21 protein-coding genes and 1 pseudogene are annotated in these 23,992 nt (G+C 73.9%); 9 read left to right on the top strand and 13 right to left on the bottom strand.

Translation table 11 applies throughout. The annotated features are described in order from the left end of the window. Positions 1–14: 14 nt before the first annotated feature. On the bottom strand, positions 15–491 hold the full coding sequence (locus tag C6W10_RS32775) for an N-acetyltransferase (protein WP_159104853.1): 477 nt from the start codon (positions 489–491) through the stop codon (positions 15–17). Positions 492–657: 166 nt separating this feature from the next. Here C6W10_RS32775 and C6W10_RS32770 point away from each other — a divergent pair, with 166 nt between their 5' ends. Then, positions 658–1,242, top strand: a complete 585-nt coding sequence (locus C6W10_RS32770; protein WP_107262928.1) for a DUF1684 domain-containing protein — start codon at positions 658–660, stop codon at positions 1,240–1,242. 34 nt (positions 1,243–1,276) lie between these two features. Here C6W10_RS32770 and C6W10_RS32765 read toward each other — a convergent pair whose 3' ends face one another. From C6W10_RS32765 to C6W10_RS32755, 3 genes are all read right to left on the bottom strand, one after another. After that, positions 1,277–1,885 carry a general stress protein gene (locus C6W10_RS32765; RefSeq protein WP_107262927.1) on the bottom strand — a complete coding sequence of 203 codons (609 nt, stop codon included), beginning with the start codon at positions 1,883–1,885 and terminating at the stop codon, positions 1,277–1,279. A 139-nt stretch (positions 1,886–2,024) separates the two neighbouring features. Then, on the bottom strand, positions 2,025–2,861 hold the full coding sequence (locus C6W10_RS32760; RefSeq protein WP_107262926.1) for a helix-turn-helix domain-containing protein: 837 nt from the start codon (positions 2,859–2,861) through the stop codon (positions 2,025–2,027). A 136-nt stretch (positions 2,862–2,997) separates the two neighbouring features. Then, positions 2,998–4,392: a glycoside hydrolase family 6 protein gene (locus tag C6W10_RS32755; protein WP_107262925.1), complete on the bottom strand. Its 1,395-nt coding sequence runs from the start codon at positions 4,390–4,392 to the stop codon at positions 2,998–3,000. A 311-nt stretch (positions 4,393–4,703) separates the two neighbouring features. Here C6W10_RS32755 and C6W10_RS32750 point away from each other — a divergent pair, with 311 nt between their 5' ends. Continuing rightward, entirely contained in the window at positions 4,704–5,690 is a 987-nt protein-coding gene (locus C6W10_RS32750) for a sensor histidine kinase (RefSeq protein WP_107264461.1), read from the top strand. Between the two features lie 17 nt (positions 5,691–5,707). Here C6W10_RS32750 and C6W10_RS32745 read toward each other — a convergent pair whose 3' ends face one another. From C6W10_RS32745 to C6W10_RS32735, 3 genes are all read right to left on the bottom strand, one after another. Continuing rightward, positions 5,708–7,072, bottom strand: a complete 1,365-nt coding sequence (locus tag C6W10_RS32745) for a sodium:proton antiporter (RefSeq protein WP_107262924.1) — start codon at positions 7,070–7,072, stop codon at positions 5,708–5,710. A gap of 49 nt (positions 7,073–7,121) precedes the next feature. Then, a complete protein-coding gene (locus tag C6W10_RS32740; protein ID WP_107262923.1) occupies positions 7,122–9,278 on the bottom strand; it encodes a SpoIIE family protein phosphatase in 2,157 nt (718 codons plus the stop codon). Between the two features lie 118 nt (positions 9,279–9,396). After that, complete coding sequence (locus tag C6W10_RS32735; protein WP_107262922.1) at positions 9,397–9,600, bottom strand: hypothetical protein; 204 nt, start codon at positions 9,598–9,600, stop codon at positions 9,397–9,399. 163 nt (positions 9,601–9,763) lie between these two features. On the opposite strand from C6W10_RS32735, the gene C6W10_RS32730 reads away from it, so the two are divergent. After that, positions 9,764–10,984 (top strand): sugar MFS transporter, encoded by a 1,221-nt coding sequence (locus tag C6W10_RS32730; protein WP_107262921.1) that lies wholly within the window; start codon positions 9,764–9,766, stop codon positions 10,982–10,984. A 7-nt stretch (positions 10,985–10,991) separates the two neighbouring features. Here C6W10_RS32730 and C6W10_RS32725 read toward each other — a convergent pair whose 3' ends face one another. The 4 genes from C6W10_RS32725 to C6W10_RS32710 form a co-directional block, all read right to left on the bottom strand. Continuing rightward, positions 10,992–11,252 (bottom strand): hypothetical protein, encoded by a 261-nt coding sequence (locus tag C6W10_RS32725; RefSeq protein ID WP_107262920.1) that lies wholly within the window; start codon positions 11,250–11,252, stop codon positions 10,992–10,994. 146 nt (positions 11,253–11,398) lie between these two features. Then, complete coding sequence (locus C6W10_RS32720; RefSeq protein ID WP_107262919.1) at positions 11,399–11,860, bottom strand: SRPBCC family protein; 462 nt, start codon at positions 11,858–11,860, stop codon at positions 11,399–11,401. Positions 11,861–11,922: 62 nt separating this feature from the next. Further along, positions 11,923–12,333, bottom strand: a complete 411-nt coding sequence (locus tag C6W10_RS32715; RefSeq protein WP_107262918.1) for a DUF2795 domain-containing protein — start codon at positions 12,331–12,333, stop codon at positions 11,923–11,925. Between the two features lie 63 nt (positions 12,334–12,396). Then, positions 12,397–13,380, bottom strand: a complete 984-nt coding sequence (locus tag C6W10_RS32710; RefSeq protein WP_107262917.1) for a YihY/virulence factor BrkB family protein — start codon at positions 13,378–13,380, stop codon at positions 12,397–12,399. A 301-nt stretch (positions 13,381–13,681) separates the two neighbouring features. On the opposite strand from C6W10_RS32710, the gene C6W10_RS32705 reads away from it, so the two are divergent. Beyond that, positions 13,682–14,104, top strand: coding sequence for a ChaB family protein (locus tag C6W10_RS32705; protein WP_107262916.1), 423 nt, complete (start codon positions 13,682–13,684; stop codon positions 14,102–14,104). Positions 14,105–14,182: 78 nt separating this feature from the next. Here the strand turns inward: C6W10_RS32705 and C6W10_RS32700 are convergent, their stop codons facing one another. Further along, on the bottom strand, positions 14,183–15,622 hold the full coding sequence (locus C6W10_RS32700) for an aldehyde dehydrogenase (RefSeq protein ID WP_107264460.1): 1,440 nt from the start codon (positions 15,620–15,622) through the stop codon (positions 14,183–14,185). Positions 15,623–15,765: 143 nt separating this feature from the next. Here C6W10_RS32700 and C6W10_RS32695 point away from each other — a divergent pair, with 143 nt between their 5' ends. Next, positions 15,766–17,367, top strand: a complete 1,602-nt coding sequence (locus C6W10_RS32695) for an NAD(P)/FAD-dependent oxidoreductase (RefSeq protein ID WP_107262915.1) — start codon at positions 15,766–15,768, stop codon at positions 17,365–17,367. Positions 17,368–18,227: 860 nt separating this feature from the next. Here C6W10_RS32695 and C6W10_RS32690 read toward each other — a convergent pair. Further along, positions 18,228–18,992 (bottom strand): annotated as a pseudogene (locus C6W10_RS32690) (polyprenol monophosphomannose synthase); the annotation flags it as partial. Between the two features lie 280 nt (positions 18,993–19,272). On the opposite strand from C6W10_RS32690, the gene C6W10_RS32685 reads away from it, so the two are divergent. The 4 genes from C6W10_RS32685 to C6W10_RS32670 are packed head-to-tail and all read left to right on the top strand — an operon-like array spanning position 19,273 to position 23,982. Continuing rightward, positions 19,273–21,051: an HAD-IIIA family hydrolase gene (locus C6W10_RS32685; RefSeq protein ID WP_107262914.1), complete on the top strand. Its 1,779-nt coding sequence runs from the start codon at positions 19,273–19,275 to the stop codon at positions 21,049–21,051. After that, entirely contained in the window at positions 21,048–22,025 is a 978-nt protein-coding gene (locus C6W10_RS32680) for a glycosyltransferase (RefSeq protein ID WP_107262913.1), read from the top strand. Before C6W10_RS32685 ends, C6W10_RS32680 begins: the two co-directional genes overlap by 4 nt. Beyond that, on the top strand, positions 22,010–23,230 hold the full coding sequence (locus tag C6W10_RS32675; protein ID WP_107262912.1) for a glycosyltransferase: 1,221 nt from the start codon (positions 22,010–22,012) through the stop codon (positions 23,228–23,230). The genes C6W10_RS32680 and C6W10_RS32675 overlap by 16 nt, the downstream gene beginning before the upstream one ends. Continuing rightward, positions 23,227–23,982 (top strand): SIS domain-containing protein, encoded by a 756-nt coding sequence (locus C6W10_RS32670; RefSeq protein ID WP_107262911.1) that lies wholly within the window; start codon positions 23,227–23,229, stop codon positions 23,980–23,982. Before C6W10_RS32675 ends, C6W10_RS32670 begins: the two co-directional genes overlap by 4 nt. The last annotated feature ends 10 nt before the right edge of the window (positions 23,983–23,992 follow it).

Raw genomic sequence — 23,992 nt, 5'->3', positions numbered from 1 at the left:
CCGACCGAAGCATGTCAACGATCAGTTGACACGCGCTCCGGGAACCACCGGGCGACGACCTCGGCGCCGTCGTCCTCGGTCTCGCCGGTCTCCCGGAAGCCGAGCGAGGCGTAGAGGTCGCGGGCGGCGGTGTTCGAGGGCGGATAGCTCAGCGCCACGTTCGGGCAGTCGGGCTCGGCGGCGAAGCGCTGCTGTAGCTGGCGTACCGCACTGCGGGCCACCCCGCTGCGCTGCGCCCCGGCGTCCACCAGCAGCCCGCCGATCCAGATGCTCCGGTCGTCGTCGCGTCCCCACATCACGAAGCCGACCACCCGACCGGATCTGGTGATCGCCAGCGGCTGCCAGACGCCGCCGTACGCGCACTGGCACAGGTTGTAGACCACCGGCATCACCAGGTCGGCCTGGTCCGGCCGGCCCTGGAGCCGGGTGCAGTCCCGCCAGTTGTCGGCCGTCACCGGTTCCAGGCGTACCGTCGGAAGATCATCTGACATGGCCGACATCATGGCCGTCCGCCGCCCACCCGGCAACTCGGCTCCGCCGCGCCCTCTCGGGGCAGAGGTTCCAGGAAGTCACCATGGTGACTTCCTGGAACCTCCGTCAGCCGGGACGGTAGATGCGCGCCGTCGGTGCCGGATCCGCGCCGCTAGGCTCGGACGGGTGGAGGAACTGGAGCTGGCGGACTGGCGCGAGCAGGTGACGAGGCTCTACCTGTCCGACCTCGACCTGGTCGGATTCCGGGCGGCCCGGGACGCCCTCTTCGCCGGGCATCCGCAGTCGCCGATCCCGCTGGCCGAGCGGGCCGGCTTCACCGGCCTGCGCTACTTCCCACCCGAGCCGTCGGCCGTGGTCGACGTGCCGGTGCGACCGGCCAGCGGGATGCTGAGCATCGACACCGGCGGACCGGACGGAACCGTGCACTACCGCCGTTCGGGCGTCGCCGAGACTCCGTGGGGACCGCTGACGCTCTGGTGGATCGAGGCGTACGGCGGCGGGCTCTTCCTGCCGTTCCGGGACGGCACCGCCGGCCGGGAGAGCTACGGCGGCGGGCGCTATCTCACCGACACGGTCAAGGGGACCTACGGCCGGGGCGTGACGGTGCTGCCCGGTGGCCGGCTACGGCTGGACTTCAACTACGCCTACAACGCCTCCTGCGCCTACGACGACCGGTGGGCCTGCCCGCTGGCGCCGGAGGAGAACCGGATCACGGCGCCGATCCGGGCCGGCGAGCGCGTCTACCACTGACCCGCCGGCCCGTGTCGCCGAGGAGGCGGCGCGGTCAACCGGTGGCGCCGGCCTGCCGCTGACCCTGCCAGTTCATCCGGCCGATGAGCTGCCGCGCCTGGTCGGCGAAGGTCGCGTCGACGGTCACCGCGTACTGGTTGGCCCGTAGGCTGCTCGCCGAGGTGAAGTCGCGCCGGCCCCCGGTCATGGCGTGCGCGATGGCGCCGAAGATCGCGCCCCAGACCGCACCGATGGCCAGGCCCACGAGGATCACGGCCCACCAGTTGCCGACCGTGAAGATGCCGAAGAGCAGGCCGATGAAGAGCCCGAACCAGGCACCGGTGGCGGCGCCGGCCAGCGCGGCCCGGCCGGTCGTCATCCGGCCCAGCACCGTTTCGACCAGCCTGAGGTCGGTACCGACGATGGCGGCCCGTTCGACCGGGAACTCGTTGTCGGAGAGGAAGTCCACCGTGTACTGCGCCGATGGGTAGTCCGGGTACGAGGCGACGGTCACCGTGGACTGCTGCTCCGGCGCGATCCCACCCTCGCTGCTCGGCGCCCTGAACTGGTCGCCGGACGGTCCGGCAGGTAGGTCGTTGCCACCGGCAACACCCGGCATACCAGGCATACCGGACCGCCACGCCGCCGTCGGGTTCCTGGACATCATGAATCAGCCTCCTTCGTCACGGCTCGATTCCCCGCCTTCCCCTACCTGGTAACCCCGTTCGGGCACGGTAAACGGAAGGGACCCATTGGGCGGAATGTCCGCCTCGGCCCGGGGCGGTGGCGGGCAGCGGAGGCGGTCAGCGGACGGTCGCGGTGCCGACCCGTCGCTCCTCCTGCTCGGCGGCCGAGCGCACCGCCGCCGCCGTGTAGTCGTCGAGCGGGAAGAACGACTCGACCGAGAGTTCCGACACCGTGACGTCCAGCGGGGTGCCGAAGGTGAAGACGGTACTGAAGAAGGCGAGTTCCCGGTCGCCGTCCCGGATCCGCAGCGGCACCACGACCTCACCCGGCCCCGGGATCTCGACCTCGGGCTCCGGCTGGTCGCAGGGGTACGCCCGCAGCTCGGCGTAGAGGTCGGTCAGCTCGGCGTCGCCGCTGAGCGCGACCTGCCGGCGGAGCCGCCCGAGCAGGTGCGCCCGCCACTCGCCGAGGTTGGCGATCCGGGGCGCCAGCCCGGCCGGGTGCAGGGCCAGCCGGAGCGCGTTGACCGGCGGGGTGAGCAGCGGCGCCGCCGCCCCGGCGGTGAAGAGGCCGATGCTGGCGTTCGCCTCGACCAGATACCAGCCCCGGTCCACGGCGATCGCCGGATAGGGCTGCTGGGCGGTGAGCACCTGGCGGACCGCGCCGCGTACGGCGGCCAGGGCCGGGGAGTCCAGCGGCGTACGCGGGTAGATCGGCGCGTACCCGGCGGCCAGCAGCAGGTGGTTGCGCTCGCGCAGCGGCACGTCGAGCTGCTCGGCGAGCCGGAGCACCATGTCACGGCTCGGCATCGCCCGGCCGGTCTCCACGAAACTGAGGTGCCGGGTGGAGATGTCCGCCTGGATGGCGAGTTCGAGTTGGCTGAGCCGGCGCCGCTCACGCCACTCGCGCAGCAGTTGGCCGACCGGTCGCTGCCGCTGTCCGGCGACCGTCATCTCGTCATCACCATTCCGATCGTACGGCCGGGTCGCTGGCGGCTGCGGCCCGCCCGGCCTGGTCAGGGGCGGTATGCCCGGGTGGCCGGGTCGCCGCCCGTGCGTGGCGGGCGGCGACCCGGGCCGGAGGGGAAGGTCAGCTCGTGCAGGCGTTGCCGTTCAGGGTGTAGCCGGTCGGCGTGGCGAGGGTTCCGCTGTAGGTGCCCTGGAAGCCGACGCTGGTGGTGCCGCCGGTCGGCAGCGAGCCGTTCCAGGCCACGTTGCCGACGCTGATCTGGCTTCCGGACTGGCTCCAGACGCCGTTCCAGCCGTTGCTGTAGCGGACGTTGGCGCCGACGTTGAAGGTCAGGGTCCAGCCGTTGACCGCCGGCCCGTCGTTCGTCACCCGGATCTCGGCGGTGAAGCCGCCGCTCCAGGAGTTGGCGGTCCAGGTCACCCGGCAGCTCGTACCGGCCGGTGGGGTGGTCGGTGGGGTGGTGGGTGGCTGGGTCGTCGGCGGCACCGTGGGCGGTGCCGTCGTCGGCGGCCGGGTGGTCGGCGGCACGGTGGGCGGGTTGGGGGCGGCGATCGCCAGGTCGTACGCGCGCTGCGGAACGAACTGGCCGGCACCGGCGATGCAGCCGTCGGCCTCGCCCGGCAGTTTGATCCAGAACAGCGCGTCGACCGCCGGGTCACCGGTCTCGGTGGTGCTGGCGGTGCCGATCGCCCGGCCGGCCGGGTCGCACCACTCGCCCCGGGGATCGGGGCCGTTGCCGTTCCGGCTGGTGTCGACAACGATCTTGAGGTTCGGTGCGCCGGTCGCCGCGACGACCGCCTTGGCGTAGTTGACCGACTCGGTCGTGGTGCGGTAGTTGGAGACGTTCACCGAGATGCCGTCGGCGCTGTTGGCGATGTCCGCCGCGACCAGCCGGGAGGCCATCGCCGACGGGGTGAGCCAGGCCGAGTGCGCCGCGTCGAAGTAGACCCGGGCCTGGCTGGAGGCGGCCTTGAACCGCTTGCCGGCGTACGCCATCGACGCCTGGGTCTCGGCCTGCTGGGAGGAGTTCATGCAGTCCGACATCAGTGCGAGCACGTCGGGTTCGAGGATGATGCTGGCCGGTCGCCCGTTCAGGCCGCTGGCCACCTGGTCGATCCACTGCCGGTAGGCGGTGTGGTTGGGCAGCCCGCCGCTGCTGGCGCCGCTACAGTCCCGGTTGGGGATGTTGTAGACCACCAGGATCGGGATCTTCCCGGCCGAGGCGGCGGCGCCGACGAAGGCGTCGACCTGACCGCGTACGGTGCTGGGGTTGTTCTGGGTGAACCACCGGCCCTGCGGGACACTGGCGATCCGGTCCCGGATGACGGCGGCGCGGGAGTCGTTGGGGTTGGCGGCGACCCAGCGTGCGGCGCTGGTGTCCGGATCGACGTAGAACGCCGAGTCGGCGGCCTTGGCCGGGGTGGGGTTGAACAGGCCGACACCGACCGCTGTCGTCGCGGCGAGTGCCGTGACGGCGACGGCACCGGCCGCGGCGAGCGCGGGTCTGAGGTGCATGCGGTACTCCCTTCGGGACGGTGGGAGATCGAGGGGCATCGCTGGAAGCGCTCCCACAGACATCGATTACGGTAAGGCCATGTTGCGTCCGTGTGAAGCCCCGGTTTCCGCCGTACCTCATCACCGCAGGTCAGCGGCTTGAACGCGGTACCGCCACGCTGCCGTTGCGGGACGGCCACCCCGGCCGGCGACCCGGGCGCCGGCACCGTCGAGGACCCGCCCGTTGACTCTGCGTGGCCAGATGTTGCCGCTGCCGCGTACGCTGCCAGACGGAGGTGGGCGGTGAACGCGTCGCGTACGACCGGCGGACGATGACATTCGAACCAGCCGCCCGGCCGGAGGCCGGAACGTTGCGGCACGACGCCCTCTTCTATCGCACCGACGACGACTACGTCGACGGCATCGGCTCCTTTGTGGCGGGCGGGCTCGACGCCGGTGAGCCGGTGCTGATCGCGGTCCCCGGAATCCGGCTCGACCTGCTCCGGGCGGCGCTCGGCACCAGCACCGAGCTGCGCTTCGTCGACATGGCCCGGGAGGGGCGCAACCCGGGGTGGATCATCCCGGGAGTGCTGCACGCCTTCGTCGAGGAGCACGCGCCACTGCGGGTACGTGTCGTCGGCGAGCCGGTCTGGCCCGGCCGCTCGGTGCTCGCCTACCCCCGCTGCGTACAGCACGAGGCTCTGATCAACATCGCCCTCGCCGGCCGGCCGGTCAGCCTGCTCTGCCCGTACGACGCGGCGCGGCTGGACGTGGACGTCATCGCCGACGCGGCCAGCACCCACCCGTTCCTGATCCGCGACGGAGACCGGCAGGCCAGTGCCGGGTACGGCCGCCCGGAGAGCGTGGTCGACTCGTTCAACCTCCCCTTTCCGCCCGCGCCACCGTCGGCGTCCACGTTGTTCTTCGAGGCCGCCGGCCTCTCCGGGATGCGTGCCATGGTCGCCGCGCTGGCCCGGGAGGCCGGGCTCGACCGCGACCAGGTCGAGGACCTGCGGGTGGCGGCCAACGAGATCGCCACCAACGCGGTGGTGCACTCCGGACGCCCGGCGGTGGCCCGGGTCTGGCTCGACGACGAGGGGCTGACCTGCGAGATCACCGGCTCCAGCGTGCTCACCGACCGGCTCGCCGGCCGCCTCCCGCCGTCACCGGTCAGCGACACCGGGCGCGGCCTGCTGCTGGTCAACTACCTCTGCGACCTGGTCCAGGTGCACACCGACAGCACCTCGACCACCGTCCGGCTGCACATGCACCGCCGGGCCGGGTCCGCGACCGGCCCCGCCCCGGCGGGCGGCACCTGACCGCGCCGTGATCCCGGTCAGCCCCGGGCCGGACTGTCGGTCCCGGCCGGGCCGGGCACCCGTTGCGCCGGTACGCCGCCCGGCCGGTCCTCCGCTCCGTCCCCTGACCCGTCGTCCGCAGTCCCGCCGGAGGACGGGTCGCCGGTCCGATCCAGGCGACGGTCCAGCAGTTGCATGACCGGGGTGGCCGCCACCCCGTGCACCACCACCGACACCACCACCACCAGCCCGGCCGTCGCCCAGAGCAGGTCGGCACCGGGGAAGTGCGCGTGCGTGCTGGCGTACCCGAGGTAGTAGAACGTGCCGACGCCACGGATGCCGAAGAACGCGATCACCCAGTGCTCGGCGGGCCGGCCCGGCGCGCCGATCAGCGAGAGCCGGCCGGTCAGCGGGCGTACGACGAAGACCAGCGCCAGCGCCAGCGCCACCGCCGGCCAGGTCAGCGGGGCGAACAGCCCGGTGACCACCGCACCGCCGAGGAGCAGCAGCAACAGCACGGTGAGCAGCCGCTCCACCTGCTCGGCGAAGTTGTGCAGCACCTGGTGGTACTCGTGCGACCGCTCCGCCGCCCGGATCGCCCGCGCGGTGACGAAGACCGCGAGGAAGCCGTACCCGCCGACGAGTTCGACCAGGCCGTACGAGAGGAAGGTGGCGGCCAGCGCGAGGAAGCCCTCCGAGTGCCGGGCCAGCCGCAGCCGCTCCGAGGGGGCCCGGAAGAAGAGCTTGCCGAGCAGCCAGCCCACCAGCAGTCCGCCGGCCACCCCGAGCAGGACCCGGTAGCCGACGTCCAGGGTCAGCCAGCGCGCCAGCCAGTCGCCGGGAGCGAGCCCGACCGTGGCGATCGTGATGGCGGCGTAGACGAACGGAAAGGCGAGACCGTCGTTCAGCCCGGCCTCGGCGGTCAGCGCGAACCGCACCTCGTCCTCGTTGTCCTCGACGTCGGTCGGCTCGCCGACCTGCACGTCGGAGGCGAGCACCGGGTCGGTGGGTGCCAGCGCGGCGGCCAGCAGCAGCGCGGCGGCCGGCACCAGCCCCAGCCACCACCAGCCCAGCAGCGCGACGGCGACGATGCAGAGCGGCATCGCGACGGCGAGCAGCCGCCACGTCGACGACCAGCGGCGACGGCCGAACGGACGGTCGATCTTCAGACCGGCGCCCATCAGCGCCACGATCACGCCGATCTCGGTGAGCTGGGTGGTGAGTTCGGCGTGGCCCAGCGGATCCGGCTCGGGCAGCCCGAGCGGGAGCAGGAACACCAGCATGCCGAGGCCGAGGAAGGCGATCGGCATGGAGAGCGGGCGCCGCTCCAGCACCCGGGGCAGGATGCCGGCGAGCAGCGCCCCGAGGCCGATCAACGCGTACGAGGTAGCCGAGAGATCCACCCCGGCACCCTTTCCCCGCCGGGGTGCTCCGCACGCCTGCCCAAAACGGTCAGCCGCCCGGCCGCTCCTCGGTGCCGCCCGTGGCGGGGATCATCATCTCGAACCAGACCGTCGAACCCCGTACCGTCGGATCGGTCCCCCAGGCGTCGCTGAGCTGCTCGATCAGCCCGAGACCCCGGCCCCGGCTGCTCAGCTTCTCGGTCCGGGCCCGGGTCACCGCGCCCCGGGTGCCGCTGTCGGCGACCGAGACCAGCAACCGCTCCGGACTGAGGTCGATCTCCACCCGGGCGGCGGTGCCGGCGTGCAGCAGCGCGTTGGTGGTCAGCTCGCTGGTGCAGAGCACCGCCGCGCCGACCACCTGCTCCGGCACCCCCCACTGGTTCAGTTGACCGGCCATCCAGTGCCGTACCCGGCCCGGGGCGGTCGGCTCCGCCGGCACCTCCATGCTCGCCGACCGGCTGGGCGTGCTCGCGTGCTCGACGGCGAGGACGGCGACGTCGTCCTCGGTGCTGCCCGGCACCGCGCCGCTGGCCAGCGCACAGAGCGTACGCGGGTCGCCGGTCGCCGACCCGGCCACCGTGCCGGCCAGCGCCTGGAACCCGTCGCTGAGGCTGCGCTGCCGCCGCTCCACCACGCCGTCGCTGAAGAGCAGCAGCGTGTCGCCGGGCGGGAAGTCCACTGTCACCGCCGTCCGCCGCCCGTGCAGCCCCAGCGGCACCCCGGGGGGCACCTCTACGTATCGGGCGACGCCGGGCTGGCCGGGGGAGGCACGCCGGACCAGCGGGGGCGGATGGCCGGCACTGGCGATGGTCAACCGGTCGGTCTCCGGCTCGATCACCCCGTAGACCACGGTGACGAAGAGTTCGTCGCTGTGCGCCTCCGCGCTCAGGCTCGTCACCAGCCGGTCCAGCCCGGCGAGCACTCCGACCGGGTCGGGATCGCTCAGGGCCAGCGCCCGCAGCGCGGCGCGTACCTGCCCCATCAGCGCGGCGGCCTGCACGTCGTGCCCGGCCACGTCGCCGAGGACCACCGCCAGCCTGCCGTCCGGCAGCGCGAAGGCGTCGTAGAAGTCGCCGCCGGCCGCGTTGCCGTCGACCCCGGCGTCGTAGCGGGCGGCGATCCGCAGCAGCGGCAGGTCGGGCAGGTGCTCCGGCAGCATGCTGCGCTGGAGCAGTTGCGCCGTCCCGTGCTGGGTCTCGAACCGGCGGGCCCGCTCGGCGGCCTGGGCCACCAGCTCCGCCGAGGCGGCCAGCAGGGCCCGCTCGGCCGGTGGCCAGCGGTGTGGCTGCCGGTAGCCGACGGTCAGCCCGCCGCGCAGCGTCGGCGTACGCAGCGGCAGCGCGGCCAGCGCCCGGATCTTCTCGTCGTGCCGGTCGACGGCGCTGAGCAGCAGCGGCTGACCGTCGGTGGCGAAGCTCGGCGTACCGCTGTCGGCGCTCCGGACCAGCGGGGCCGGGGAGGTGGCCCCGTGCCGGCGCCAGAGCGGGGGGAGCCGCTCGTCGGCCTCGTCCAGCACCTCGCCCCGGATCCGCCGGACCAGCCGCCAGCCGCTGCCGTCGTCCACCCCGAACTCGACCTGGTCGGCCGCGAACGTCGAGAGGGCGTTGCGCAGCGTGACCCGGGCGACGTCGTCGAGGGTGAGCGTCCCGGCCAGCGCCGAGGCCAGCTCGCTGAGGTTCTGCAACCGCTGGGTGACCTGGGGAGCCTCGGCGGCGACCGTGAGCACCCCGACCGTGCCGCCGGTGGAGTCTCGCACCGGTGAGTAGCCACGGGTGAAGAGGGGCTGTTCCCGGAACCCCGGTTCGTCGCGGAAGAGCGGCAGCGGGGCGTCCCGCTCCAGGAACGGCTCGCCGGTCCGATAGACCCGCTCGATCACGTCGCCGACCCCCGGCAGCTGCCACACCTCGGCGAAGACCTCCGCCGCCGGCCGGCCGAACGCCTGCGGATGCTTGGCCGGGATCAGTTCGGCGAAGCTGTCGTTGTAGACCAGCGCGAGCTGCGGGCCGTACGCCAGGGCCATCGGCACCGGGGCCGAGAGCACCAGCTCGACGACCGCCCGCAGCGCGGGATCCCAGCGGCCGGGCGGACCCAGCGGCGTCTCCGACCAGCGACGGTCGGCCGGCGGGCCGGCCGTGGCATCCGGGGTCGGCGGCGCGCCGGCGACGGTGGAGGGGGGAGCGGGTACCCGCCCGACCGTGCCTGGCATGTCAGCAGCCTAACCGGAGCCGCCGAATCCGCTCGCCGACCTGGTGCGGTACGCCCGTTGTGCTGTGATCCCGCCCGCTTCGGGCAGCCGGGGAGGGCGGGGGAGGAGGTGGGTCGACCTAGCTGGCGTCCACCGGACGACGCCGCATCGCGTCGTCGGCCAGGATCACGGTGGCGACCATCAGCGAGACGCAGAGGCTGAACAGCCACGAGCTGTCGTCGACCAGGCGGGCGGAGACCGGCGCCTGCATCGCGGTGAGCAGGAAGGCGAGCCACGCGAGGCGACGCTGACGGGCGGAAAGGAAACCAGGAGCCTGACGCATCCCGAAATTCTGCCTCGCCGGACGCCGATCGCCGGTCGTCCGTTCGGACGAATTCAGGGTACCTGTCCACTTGATCCGGCTCTGCCGCCCGGGTCGACGCGCCGGGACCCGCGCCGCCGGGCCCGATGGCCAGACGTCCAACCGTCCGGCATGATCGGCGAGCGTGTCCACTCCCTCCCGCCGCGGCCCGGGTCTCGCCGTGCTCGTCCTGGCCTATCTGGCCTTCGTCAGCCTCGGCCTCCCCGACGGCCTGCTCGGCGTCGGCTGGCCGTCGATCAGCGCCGAGCTGGAGGCGCCGACCGAGGCCGTCGGACTGCTGCTCACCTCGGCCACGGTCGGCTACCTCGTCTCCAGCGTGGTGGCCGGGTTCAGCATCGCCCGGCTCGGCGTCGGCTGGCTGCTGGCCGGCAGTACCGTGCTGGCCAGCCTCGCGCTCGCCGGCTACGCCGCCGCGCCGGCGTTGTCGATCGTGATCGGCTGCGCGCTGCTGCTCGGCCTCGGCTCGGGTGCGATCGACGCGGGGCTGAACGCGTACGCCGCCGACGCGTTCGGGCCGCGCCAGATGAACTGGCTGCACGCCTTCTTCGGGCTCGGCGTCGCCATCGGGCCGCTGGTGATGACCACCGTGCTCGGCGCCGGGCTCGGCTGGCGCTGGGGGTACGGCATCCTGGCCGCCGCCCAGGCCGGGCTGGCGCTGGCCTTCGTGCTCACCGTCCGGACCTGGGAGCGCCGACGCGGCGCCGACGCCGCCGAAGGCCCCGACCCCGCCCCGGCGGCCCCGGCCGGGCCGGTACGGATCGGCGCCACCCTCGCGCTGCCGGCGGTCTGGTTCGGCGTCCTGACCTTCGCCGTGTACGTGGCGATCGAGGTCGGTGCCGGGCTCTGGGCCTTCCTGCTGCTCACCGAGGACCGGGGGATCAGCCCGACCGTCGCCGGCCTCTGCGTCTCGCTCTACTGGGGCAGCCTCTTCCTCGGCCGGGTCGTGCAGGGGTTCGTCGCCGAGCGGCTGGGCACCCGGAGGGTGCTGCTCGGCAGCATGTACGCGATGGCGTTCGGCTCGGCGCTCGTCGCGATACCCGGGCCGGGCTGGCTGGCAGTGGCCGGTCTCGCCGTCATCGGCTTCGGCGCGGCGGCGGTCTTCCCGCTGCTCACCCTCAGCACCGCCGAACGGGTGGGGCGGCAGCACGCGGACCGGACCATCGGATTGCAGATCGGAGCCTCCGGGCTGGGCGGGGCGATCATCCCGGGCGCGATCGGCGTGCTGATCGGGCGTACCTCGGTCGCGGTGCTCGGGCCGGCGCTGGTCGTACTCTCGCTGGCCATGATCGCGCTGTACTGGGCGTCCAGCCGCCGGGCGGCCCGCCATCCCGTCCCGGCCGGCTGAACCGGGCTCAGTGCGGCCCGTTGCGCCCGGTGGTCGAGGGCCGGTACCGGCGCTGCTCGTCGGTGCGCTGGTCGGCCTGCTCCTCGTCGTACGGCCGGTCGGTGTCGTCCGCCGCGTCGCCGTGGCCGAACGTCGACTCCGCACCCGCGTCGTTGCCGGTCACGTCGTCGACCTGCCCGTCGGGCGTCGACGTGCCCATCGCCCTCTCCAGATCGCGCAGTGGCAACTGCTCCTCGTCACGCCAGACGTGCCTGTCCCTGTCCGTCATGCCTGTCGCCCTACCCGGCCCACTCGGCGGGCAAACACCGCCGATCCCTCCCGTACCCGCCGATCCGGGGACAGCACGGCGGTGGCCGCCGGAAAGCGACGTACCCCTTCCGGCGGCCACCGGACGTCGTCGTACCCGGACCGGAGCTACGGCTGCGGCCGGGCGACCGCCCCGCGCCAGGCACCGGTCTCGGTGCCGCGCCGCTCGATGAACTCCTTGAAGCGGTTCAGGTCACCCGCGACCCGCCGGTCCACCACGCCGAGCTTGTCGCCGGCCTTCTCGGCGATCCCCTGCGGCTCGAACTCCATCTGCGCGGTGACCCGGGTGTGGTTCTCGTCGATCCGGTGGAAGGTCACCACACCGGCCTGCCGGGTCCCGTCGGTCGAGGTCCAGGCGACCCGCTCGTCGGGTAGCTGCTCGGTGATCCGGGCGTCGAACTCCCGGTTGACCCCGCCGATCTCGACCTTCCAGTGCGTCATCGTGTCCGAGATCTGCCGGACCTCCTGGACGCCCTCCATGAACTGCGGAAAGTCCTCGAACTGGGTCCACTGGTCGTACGCGGTCCTGATCGGCACCGCCACGTCGACGGACTTGGTCACGCCACTCATCTGGCCTCCTCCTTGTCGGTCGGTCTAGGTCTGGCCGTTGCGCCGCTGGGCCCCGGGGGCCGTCACCAGCGGCGGGTCTCGTTGGGGTGGCCGAGTGCGGCCCACACCTCGGAGACGGTCTGGAACTGGGTGCCGGGGGGCAGCTGGTCCAGTTGGGCGAGGATGTCGTCCGGCGCCTCGTTCTCCTCGGCGCTGCGGCGCAGTCCGTCGCGGTCGCCGGGCAGCGCGGAGAGCGGGATGAACCGGCCCAGCCGGCTGCGCGCCTCGACCTCCTCCGAGGTCATCCCCTGCGGTACCCCGGTGCGGGTGTCGTTGCCCGGTGCCCTGGTCAGGCCGGGCTGGTCCTCGCCGGCCGGCTCGGGGTCGCGCCACTCCTCCGCGCGTCCGCCGACCGAGCCCTGCACCGCGCCCTGCACCTCCCGGTCCATCTGCTCGTCCAGGCGGGGGCCGTGCTTGCTGTTCCCACGTTCCATGTCTGATGCGCTACCCGAGGGGAATCGCGCTAAACGGGATCCGGGTACGTCAACCGTCGTACGTCAACCGTCGTCCGCCGGCGACCGGGGCGGCAGCGCGGGCTCCACCGGGTCCTCGGCGCCGCCCTGGCGGGCCCGGCCGCGCTGCACCTCGGCGTTGATCTCCACGCCGAGCATCACCGCGCAGTTGGAGAGGTAGAGCCAGACCAGGAAGGCGATGATCGCACCGAGGCTGCCGTAGGTGACGTTGTAGGAGTCGAAGCGGGAGACGTAGAAGCCGAAGCCGGCCGAGACGACGGCCCAGGAGGCGAGCGCGACGGTACCGCCGACGGTGAGCCAGCGGAACCGGGGCTGCCGCACGTTCGGGGCGATCCAGAACAGCAGCGAGAGCAGCAGCATCATGATGGCGACCAGCACCGGCCACTTGGCGACCGTCCAGGCGGTCCGGGGCGCGTCACCGAGCCCCAGCGCGTCGCCGACCGCGTCGGTGACCGGGCCGCTCACGATCAGCCCGGTGGCCACCACCGCGAGCAGTACCAGCGCGATCGCGGTCAGCCCGAGTTGCAGCGGGCGCAGCAGGTAGAACGGCCGACCCTCGGCGACCCCGTAGATGGCGTTGGAGGCCCGGGTGAACGCGCCGACGTAGCCCGAGGCCGACCAGAGCGCCGCCAGTACGCCGAAGCCGAGCAGTACCTTCGCCGAGCCCTGGCTCTCCACGACGTCGCGCAGCACGTTCAGTACCCCGTCGTTGGCGACCACCGAACCGGCACCGACGTCCCTGGCGAGCCCGGCGATGGTGTCGATGGTCTGCTCGCCGCTGGAGACCAGGCCGACCAGCGCGACGATCACGATCGCGGAGGGGAAGAGCGCGAGTACCCCGTAGTAGGTCAGCGCGGCGGCCCAGTCGGCGCAGTTGTCCGTGACGAAGTTCCGGACGCTGCGGAACAGTACCCCCCGCCAGGTCGACCAGCGCAACTGGCGCAGTTGACCCGGGAGGCGGCGGTCCCGCCCGGGTGCCACGGGGACCGGTTCGGTGGTCGACGCCATGCTCGCCCCCTAGTCGGCGGGGCCGGCCGGGTCCGCGGTCGCGCCCCCGGCCGGGTGCGCTGCCCGGATACCCCGGGCGGGTTGCGCTGCCCGGTACCCCGGGCGGGAAATGGACAAACTCCGGGCGCGGCGGACCGGCCCGGGGCTGCCCCCGACGGCGGCCGGGGGGATGCCGCCCGTGGCCCGGGGGATGCCGCCCGTGGCCCGGGGGTTGCCGCCCGTGGCCCGGGGTTTGCCGACGGTGGCTCGGGAAACCGAACCAGGGAGACGAAGACGACCAACGATCCGGAGGAGGAAGATCATGCCCGGACGCGAGGTTCTGCCCAGCACCCTGCGACGCTCGCCGCAGAAGGCCCAGGACACCTGGGCGAAGACCCACGACTCGGCGGTCGAGACGTACGGCGAGGGGCAGCGGTCGCACCGGACCGCGTTCGCCGCGCTCAAGCACTCGTTCGAGAAGGTCGGCGATCACTGGGAGCCGAAGGGACGCAAGGGCCCGAGCGACGCGCAGGCGGCCGGCGGTGGGCCGGCCCGGCGTGCACCGACCGCCGGTGGCGTGGACGCCAACGCCCCGAAGGAGCACCTGATGGACCTGGCCAAGCGGCTCGACGTCAAGGGTCGGTCCCGGATGACCAAGGCCGAACTGGTCGACGCGATCCAGAAGGCGAACAACCGCAAGACCACCTCCTCCCGGGGCCGGGAGAAGGCACGCAACCGTCGCTGACCCCGGGCGCTCGGCAGCCCGGTTCAGCCGGACGCGGAGGTCAGCAGGGTAGGGGTGGGGTGGAGGCGTGCGGCCGGTTCACCACCGGCCGCCGTCCCCGCCCGGCCCCTCGATGTGCACCACCTTGGTGACGGTCAGCTCGTCGAGCAGCTCCGGGCCGTACCCGAAGCCCTGGCCGCTGCCGCCCCGGGGCTCGGCGGCGCCGCCCGGTGCCCCGCCGAAGACGGCGTTGATCTTGACGGTGCCGACCGGGAGTTCCCGCCAGGCCCGCTGCGCGTGGTTCATCGACCCGGTGAGCACCGTCGCCGCCAGCCCGTACGGCGAGTAGGACGCCCTGGACAGCGCCTCGTCGAACGAGTCGACCACCATCACCGGGGCGACCGGGCCGAACGTCTCCTCCCGCATCACCGCCATCTGGTCGGTGCACTCGGCCAGTACGGTCGGCGGGTAGAAGGAACCAGGTCCGTCCGGGACGGTACCGCCGGTCAGCACGGTGGCGCCGTCCGCGACCGCCGCCTGGACCTGCCCGTGCACCAGGTCGCGGTGTCGCCGGTCGACCAGCGGCCCGAGGTCGCTGATCGGGTCCCGCCCCGGCCCCGACCGCAGCGCCTCGGCCCGCTCCACCAGGGCGGCGAGGAACCGGGTCGACACCGGCCGGAGCACATAGATCCGCTCCACCGCGACGCAGAGCTGCCCGGCGTTGGCGAAGGCACCGGTCGCGGCCTGTTCGGCCGCCCAGAGCGGGTCGACGTCACCGTCGACGATCAGCGGGTCGCTGCCGCCGTTCTCCAGCAGGGCCTTGGCGCCGGACCGGGCACAGGCGGCGGCGATCGACCGGCCGGTGGCGGTCGAACCGACGTGCGCGACCACGTCGACCTCCTGCGCGGCGAGCGCGGCACCCACCTCGGCGCCGCCGGTCAGCAGCGACAGCACCCCGGACGGCAGGTGCTGGTCGAGCAGTCGGGCGAGCAGCCAGCCGCTGGCCGTGCTCCGCTCGCTCGGCTTGTAGACGACGGTGTTCCCGGTGGCCAGCGCCGCGCCGAGCAGGCCGCAGGAGACCGCGACCGGGTCGTTCCACGGCGTGACGACGGCGACCACGCCGCGCGGCTGCGGCACCATCAGGTCGATCGCCTCGGCGTCGCCGCCGAGGGTGCGACCGCCGCGCACGGGGGCGAGTTCGGCGTACTGGCGCAGCGTCGACACCCCCGCCTGGACCCCGGCGCGGGCGGCGGCCAGCGGCCGGCCCATCTCGGCGGTCTCCGCCTCGGCGAGCCGGTCGGCGGAGGCCTCGATCGCGTCGGCGGCCAGGCGCAGCGCGGCCGCCCGGTCGGCGGGTGCGGTCCGGGCCCACCGGGGAGCCATCGCCCGGGCCGCCTTGACCGTCGCCTCGACCTCGGCCGCGGTCGCCACCGGTACCCGGCTGACCGGGGTACCGTCGGCCGGGTCGACCACGGTCAACCATCCAGCGTCGCCGCTGCCGTCCCACACTCCGGCGATGAGTTGCTGCACCTGATACATGGAGCGCAGTTTGCCCCGGTCCGGGCGGTCCAAACTATTCCGCTGAACCGGTGACCGGGGACGCCAGTGCACCTGTGACCGGGCGCCTCGTCGGCCGGGGCCGGTAGCGGGGCGGCCGGGGTGGGCCGGGGTAGGGTGCTCGGGTGACGGTGCTCGGGGACACCGCCGACGCTGTCGTCGTCGGAGCGGGGCACAACGGCCTGGTCGCGGCGAACCTGCTCGCGGACGCCGGGTGGGACGTGCTGGTGCTGGAGGCGACCGGCGAGCCGGGCGGAGCGGTCCGGTCGGCCGAGGTGACCGCCCCGGGCTATCTGAGCGACCTCTACAGCGCCTTCTATCCGCTCGGCTACGCCTCGCCGGTGCTGCGCCGGCTCCGGCTCGACGAGCACGGTCTGGCCTGGCGGCACGCGCCGGACGTGCTGGCGCACCTCTTCCCGGACGACGGTGCCGTGCTACTCAACCGCGACCCCGAGGTCACCGCCGCCTCCGTGGCGCGGTTCGGCGACGGTGACGGCGAGCGGTGGCTCGACGCGTACGCGCAGTGGCGGCAGATCTCCGCGCCCCTGCTCGACGCGCTCTTCAGCCCCTTCCCACCGGTACGCGGTGGCGTGGCGCTCGCCCGCCGGCTGCGTACCGCCGGGATGCTGCGGCTGGCCCGCCGGCTGGTGCTGCCCAGCTCCCGGCTCGGGGCGGAACTCTTCGCCGGCTCGGGCGGCCCGGCCCTGCTCACCGGCTGCGCACTGCACACCGATCTCGCTCCCGACGAGCCCGGCTCCGGGGTGTACGGCTGGCTCCTGGCCATGCTCGGCCAGCAGGTGGGCTGGCCGGTACCGGTCGGCGGGGCGGGGCGGATCACCGACGCCCTGCTGGCCCGACTGCGCGAGCGGGGCGGCCGGGTGCGTACCGGCACCCCGGTCGACCGGGTACTGGTGGCCCGGAACCGGGCCGTCGGGGTCCGCTCGGCCGACGGTCTGCTGTGGCGGGCCCGCCGTGCCGTACTGGCCGACGTGCCGGCCCCGGCGCTCTTCCTCGACCTGGTCGGCGCCGAGCGGCTGCCGCCCCGGCTGGTGGCGGATCTGGCGCACTTCCGCTGGGACGGCTCCACGGTCAAAGTGGACTGGGCGCTGACCGGGCCGGTGCCGTGGCGGGATCCGGCCGTCGCCGGTGCGGGTACGGTGCATCTCGGCGGCGACCTCGCCGACCTGCGACGCTACGCGGCCGCGCTGCACCGGGACGAGTTGCCGGCCGAGCCGTTCCTACTGGTTGGGCAGATGACGGTGGCGGACCCGAGCCGCTCGCCGGCCGGCACCGAGTCGCTCTGGGCCTACACCCACCTGCCGTTCCGGCGGAACTGGCGGGCGGAGGAGATCGGGGCGCACGTCGAGCGGATCGAGGCGGTGCTGGAGCGTGCCGCACCCGGCTTCGGTCGGCTGGTCAGGGCACGGCACGTGGCCGGGCCGGCCGATTTGGCGACCGGCAATCCGAGCCTGGTCGGTGGCGCGGTGGGCGGCGGTACGGCCGCCGCCTACCAGCAACTCTTCCTCCGCCCGGTGCCCGGACTGGGCCGGGCGGACACCCCGGTCGACCGGCTCTTCCTGGCCGGCGCGTCGGCGCATCCGGGCGCCGGGGTGCACGGCGGCCCCGGCGCGAACGCGGCCCGGGCGGCACTCGCCAGGGACCGCGCCCTGACCGGCCGGGCGTACGCCGCCGTGCTCGCCCGGGCGCAGCGCGCCGCCTACGCCTGACCCGCGCCGCTGCCCTGACCCGCGCCGCTTGCCTGACCCGCGCCGCTTGCCTGACCCGCGCCGCTCGCCTGACCCGCGCCGTTCGCGCTTGGCCGGGGTCGTCTGCGCTTGGCCGGGGTCGTCGGTGCCGGCACCTTGTCGGCGGGGCCGGATTCGTCGGATCCGGCGAGCTTGGTCGCCTCGGTGACCTGCACCGATTCGGCGGCCCCCGTCCCCTGGGTGGCCTCCGTGGCCGCAGCCGGCTTCGTGGCCTTCGTCGCCGCAGCCGCCTTCGTGGCCTTGGTGGCCTTCACCGCCTTGGTGGCCTTCACTGCCTTCGTGGCTTTCGCCGGCCTCCTGGCCTTTGTCGGCTTGGGAGCCTCGACCAGTTCCGCGGCTTCGGTCGGCTGCGAGGCTTCGACCAGTTCTGCGGCTTCGGTTGGCTTCGGGGCGTCGGCCAGCTCTGGAGCTTCAATCGGCTTCGGAGCCTCCGGCGACTCAAACACCTCGCTCGGCTCCGGCACCAGCACCGCCTCGGGGACCTTCACCGCCTCGGGGGCTGCGCTCGGCTCCGGGACCTTCACCGACTCGGGAACCTCCACCGACTCGGGAACCTCCACCGACTCGGGAACCTTCACCGATTCGGGAACCTCGCTGGACACCGGCACCTTCACCGGCTCCGGCGCCCGCACCTGGTCCGACGACGGAACCTCCACCGCCTCCCGGACCTCGTCCGACACCGGGAACCCGCCAGACGCCGGAACCCCGTCCGGCTCCCGGACTCCGTCCGGCTCCCGGACCTCGTCCAACTCCGGGACCTCGCTCGGCTCCGGGACCTCGTTCGACACAGGGAGCCTGTCCCTGCGGGAAGTCCCCGGCAACCGGGTGATGTTGCGGTGCCGGCCGCGCAGCTTGAACGGCATCAGCGCGCTTTCGATCTTGGTCGCGGTGGTCATCTTCGAGTCGCCGTCCAGGCGCTCCTGGAACCGGATCGGCACCTCGAGGATGGTGTGGCCGAGCTTGGTGGCCAGGTAGTGCATCTCGACCTGGAAGCTGTAGCCGTTGGACTGCACCCGGTGCAGGCCGATGTCGCGCAGCGCGTCCGCCCGCCAAATCTTGAAGCCGGCGGTCAGGTCCCGGATCCGCACCTGGAGCAGGGTGTGCACGTAGAAGTTGGCCCAACCGCTGAGCGCTCGGCGGTACAGCGGCCACGCCTCGTCGAGCTGCCCGCCGGGGACGTACCGAGAGCCGATCACCACACCGGCCCGGGTGGAGAGCAGCGAACCGAGCATCCCGGGCAGCGCCTCCGGCGGGTGGGACAGGTCGGCGTCCATCTGCGCCACGTACTCCGCACCGGCCTCCAGGGCCCGGGTCATCCCGTCGACGTACGCCCGTCCGAGCCCCTCCTTGCCCGCCCGGTGCACCACCTGGATCCGCTCCGGGTGCTCGATCGCGAGCTTGTCCGCCACCTCGCCGGTGCCGTCCGGGGAGTTGTCGTCGGCGACGAGGATCTGCAGCCCGGGCAGCGGCAGGGCGAGCAGTCGCTCGACCAGCACGGGAAGGTTCCCCGCCTCGTTGTAGGTGGGGACGACGACGGTCACGCGAACGTCCCGCCAGGGAGAGGGCAGCTGTACGGGTTCGATCATCGGGGCATCCTCGGTTGGCCGACAGCGGTCAGGGGCAAAGCCTAACTTGACGTAGCGCGCGGGCCACAACACGGGCCGGGAAGGGGGAAACCGGCCCGTACCTCGGTGAACACCGTACGGGTGGCCGGAAAAACGGGGGTCGGGGGCTGGGTAACGGTTCGGGCTCTGGATAGCGGAGAGCCGCCCGGGGTATGCCGACCGGTGACGGCGACCGGGCTTCACCGCAGGCCCGACGGGGACGTCGGACGGGTCGGTGCGCCCGTCCGACCGGGGCGAATTGATGTTTACTCCTCCTGCCCCCGGGAACCCGCCGGCCGTGCGCAACGACCAGGTCGACCCGCATCAGTGCAGGTCAGGGGCACCGCACGGTGGCCCGGCCGGGGTGTGGGCCACGGCCGGCCTGTTCGACGCGGTGCTCTTCGACCGGGACGGCACGCTGGTCCACGACGTGCCGTACAACGGGGATCCGAGGCTGGTCCGACCGATGCCGGGCGCCCGGGAGGCACTCGACCGGCTGCGCGCCGCAGGGTTGCGGTTGGGGGTGGTGACGAACCAGTCCGGGGTGGCCCGCGGCCGGTTCAGTTCCGCCGATCTGGCCCGGGTCAACGCCCGGGTCGACGAGCTTCTGGGCCCCTTCGACACCTGGCAGGTCTGTCCACACGCCGAAGCGGCGCCGGGTGAGCCGGGCTGTCGCTGCCGCAAGCCGGCACCGGGAATGGTCTGGGACGCGGCGCGCGCGCTCGGCACCGAGCCGACCCGCTGCGTACTGGTCGGCGACATCGGCGCCGACATGACCGCGGCCGGTGCGGCCGGGGCGAGCGCGGTACTGGTACCCACTCCGGCGACCCGGCCGGACGAGGTCGCCGCCGCGCCGGCGGTCACCGGTGACCTGCGCGGCGCGGTCGACCTGATCCTGCGCCGGCACCGCTCCGCCCTGGCCGGCCCGGCTCCCGGCGTCCCGGGTCGGCGCCCCCGCTGCGTGCTGGTGGCCCGACCGGACTCGGCCGGGGACGTACTCGTGACCGGCCCGGCGATCCGGGCCGTCGCGGCCGGGGCCGACCGGGTGGTACTGCTCTGCGGGCCGCGCGGCCGGGCCGCCGCCGAACTGCTGCCCGGGGTCGACGAGCTGGTCGAGTGGCGGCTGCCCTGGATCGACCCGGAACCCGGCCCGGTCGACCGGGCCGAGGTGGACCGGCTGACCGCCCGGCTCGCCGCCACCGGTGCCGAGGAGGCGGTGCTGTTCACCTCCTTCCACCAGTCCGCGCTGCCGCTCGCCCTGGTGCTGCGGATGGCCGGGGTGGGCCGGATCGCGGCGATCAGCCCGGACTATCCGGGCTCCCTGCTCGACGTGCGGCACCGGGTGTCGCCGGGGATCCCCGAGGCCGAGCGGGCGCTCTCGCTGGCGGCGGCGGCCGGCTTCGTGCTCCCGGCCGGGGACGAGCCGGTACTGCGGCTGCGCGCCGGAGCCGACGCGCCCGCCGCCGACGGTGCGCTGCCCGACCCGGGGTACGTGGTGCTGCACCCCGGGTCGTCGGTGCAGGCCCGGGCCTGCCCGCCCGACCTCTGTGCCGAGATCGTCGCGGCGCTGACCGGTGCCGGACACCGGGTGGTGGTGACCGGCGGCCCCGGTGAGCGGAGCCTGACCGCCCGGGTCGCCGGGGGTACCGGGATCGACCTGGGCGGGCAGACCTCGCTGACCGGGCTGGCCGCGATCATCGCCCGGGCGGGTTGCCTGGTCGTCGGCAACACCGGCCCGGCACACCTGGCCGCCGCGCTCGGCGTACCGGTGGTGAGCCTCTTCGCCCCGACCGTCCCGTTCGGACAGTGGGGGCCGTACCGGGTGCCGACGGTACGTCTCGGTGCCGCCGTCGCCGGCTGCCGGCACACCCGGGCCACCACCTGTCCGGTACCCGGGCACCCGTGCCTGTCCGGCATCGAGCCGGCCGAGGTGGTCGAGGCGGTCCGGCTGCTCGGCGCGGCGCCGACCGCACCGCCGCCGGTGGCCGCGCTGCCGCCCCTGGCCCCGGCGCTGGCCGGCGTCGAGGAGGTGCGGTCGTGAACATCCTGCTCTGGCACGTGCACGGCTCCTGGACCACCGCCTTCGTGCACGGCAAGCACCGCTACCTCGTCCCGGTCACCCCGGACCGCGGCCCCTACGGCCTGGGCCGGGCCCGCACCTACCAGTGGCCGGACACCGTCGACGAGGTCACCCCGGAGGAGTTGGCCGGCGCCGACGTCGACCTGGTGATCCTGCAACGCCCGGAGGAGATCGACCTGGTCGCCGAGTGGACGGGCCGCCGGGTCGGCCGGGACCTGCCGGCGATCTTCGTCGAGCACAACACCCCGAAACAGGGGGACGTGCCGAACAGCCGGCACCCGCTGGCCGACCGGGACGACCTGCTGATCGCACACGTGACGCACTTCAACGCGCTCTACTGGGACACCGGCGGCACCCGGACGACCGTGGTCGAGCACGGCATCGTGGCACCCACCGCGCAGTACACGGGTGAACTCGACCGGCTCGCCGTGGTGGTCAACGAGCCGGTACGCCGCTGGCGGGTCACCGGCACCGACCTGCTGCCGCTCTTCGCCGAGATCGCCCCGCTGGACGTCTTCGGCATGGGCGTGGCCGGGCTGCCGGACCGGTTGGGACTGCCCGCCGACCGGCTCGCCGTCTACGACGACCTGCCGCAGGGCCGGATGCAGGCCGAGATCGCCCGGCGGCGGGCGTACCTGCACCTGTGCCGGTGGACGTCGCTGGGGCTGAGCCTGATCGAGGCGATGACCATGGGCATGCCGGTGGTGGTACTCGCCGCCACCGAGGCGGTCGAGGCGGTACCGCCGGAGGCGGGTGCGCTCTCCACCCGGCTCGACACCCTGCTGGCGGCCACCCGGCAGCTCGTGCAGGAGCCCGACACCGCCCGCCAGCTCGGGGGACAGGCCCGCGAGGTCGCGCAGGCCCGGTACGGCCTGGACCGGTTCCTGACCGACTGGGACCGGTTGCTGGAGGAGGAACTATGCGCGTCGCGATGATCTCCGAGCACGCCAGCCCGCTCGCGGTACTCGGCGGCGAGGACGCCGGCGGGCAGAACACGCACGTCGCCGAACTCTCCGCCGCGCTCGCCGACGCCGGCCACGAGGTGCGGGTCTACACCCGGCGGGACAGCCCCGACGCGCCGGAGGCGGTACGGCTGCGCGACGGGGTGGAGGTGGTGCACGTCCCGGCCGGACCTCCGCATCCGATCGCCAAGGACGAGCTGCTGCCGTACATGAAGGATTTCAGCCGCTGGCTGGTGGCCCGCTGGCGCGGCGACGAGTGGGTGCCGGACGTCGCGCACGCGCACTTCTGGATGAGCGGGCTGGCCGGGATCGCCGCCGGCCGGCAGACCGGGATCCCGGTGGTGCAGACCTACCACGCGCTCGGCACGGTGAAGCGACGCCACCAGGGCACCGCCGACACCAGCCCGGCCCGCCGGGTCGGCTACGAACGGGCGCTGGGTCGGGCGGTCGACCGGGTCATCGCGCAGAGCCAGGACGAGGTCCGCGAACTGGTCCGGATGGGCGTGCCGCAGGCCCGGGTGACGGTGATCCCGTCCGGGGTCAACGACACGACCTTCTCGCCCGACGGCCCGTCCGTGCCCCGGGTGCCGGGCCGGCCCCGGATCCTCACCGTCGGCCGGCTGGTGGAGCGGAAGGGCTACCAGGACGTGATCCGGGCGATGCCGATGGTCCCGGACGCCGAGTGCGTGGTGGTCGGCGGGCCGCCGGCCGGCGAGGTCGACGACGACCCCCAGGTCCGCCGGCTGCGCTCGCTCGCCGACGAGGTCGGGGTCGCCGATCGGGTACGCCTGATCGGCGCCGTCCCGCGCGAGGAGATGCCCTACTGGTACCGGTCGGCGGACGTGCTGGTCGCCGCCCCCTGGTACGAGCCGTTCGGGTTGACCCCGCTGGAGGCGATGGCCTGCGGGGTGCCGGTCGTCGGTACCGCCGTCGGCGGGCTCACCGACACGGTCGCGGACGGGCGTACCGGCGACCTGGTGCCGCCCCGCGACCCCGAGGCGCTCGGCACCGCCATCCGGGACCTGCTCGCCGACCGGGTACGCCGGTACGGGTACGCGGCCGCCGCGCTGGACCGGGCCCGCCGCTGGTACTCCTGGACCCGGACGGCCGACCAGATCGCCGCCGTCTACACGGCGGTCAGCGAGGTGCGTCGGCCGAGCGGGGTGGTCGCCGGATGACCGCGTCGATGGAGGTGCTGGACAGCCACCTGGCCGGGCTCGCCTCCGCGCTGCTGCCGTACCGGACCGAGGCCGCCCGGCTGGCCCGCTGGGGCGAGGAGCTGGCCCGGCTGCTCGCCGGCGGTGGCCGGGTCCTGGTCGCCGGCAACGGGGGCAGTGCCGCCGAGGCGCAGCACCTCGCCGCCGAGCTGGTCGGCAAGCTGCGCGACGACCGGGCCCCGCTGTCGGCGATCGCGCTCTGCGCCGAGACCTCCTCGCTGACCGCGATCGGCAACGACTACGGCTTCGACGAGGTCTTCGCCCGGCAGGTACGCGCGCACGGCCGCCCCGACGACGTCCTGCTGCTCCTCTCCACCAGCGGGCGCAGCGCCAACCTGGTCCGGGCGGCCCGCGCCGGCCGGGAGCTGGGGATGCGTTGCTGGGCGCTGACCGGCCCGACGCCGAACCCGCTCGCCGACGCCTGCACCGAGGTGCTCGCCGTACCCTGCCCGGACAGCCAGGTGGTGCAGGAACTCCACCTGGTCTCGGCGCACGTGCTCTGCGGCTACGTCGACGCGTACCTGCCGGTGCCGTTCGGCCCGGCCAGCCACGTCGGCCCGGCACCGGCGGTCGCGCGGGCGGCGGCCGCGTCCGCTGCCGGCCCGGCACGCCCGGCCAGCCCCGATCCGGTACGCCCCTCCGGGGTCGAGGACGAGTTGGTGCTGCGGGTGCCCGGCACGCTCCGGCCGGCCGGGCCCGAGGAGGCGCCGTGACCGGGCGAAT

Source organism: Plantactinospora sp. BB1 (assembly GCF_003030385.1).
In the GTDB taxonomy this organism is placed as follows: Bacteria; Actinomycetota; Actinomycetes; order Mycobacteriales; family Micromonosporaceae; genus Plantactinospora.
Note: the sequence above shows the minus strand (reverse complement) of the source record. Positions and strands in the feature narration are given on the sequence as shown.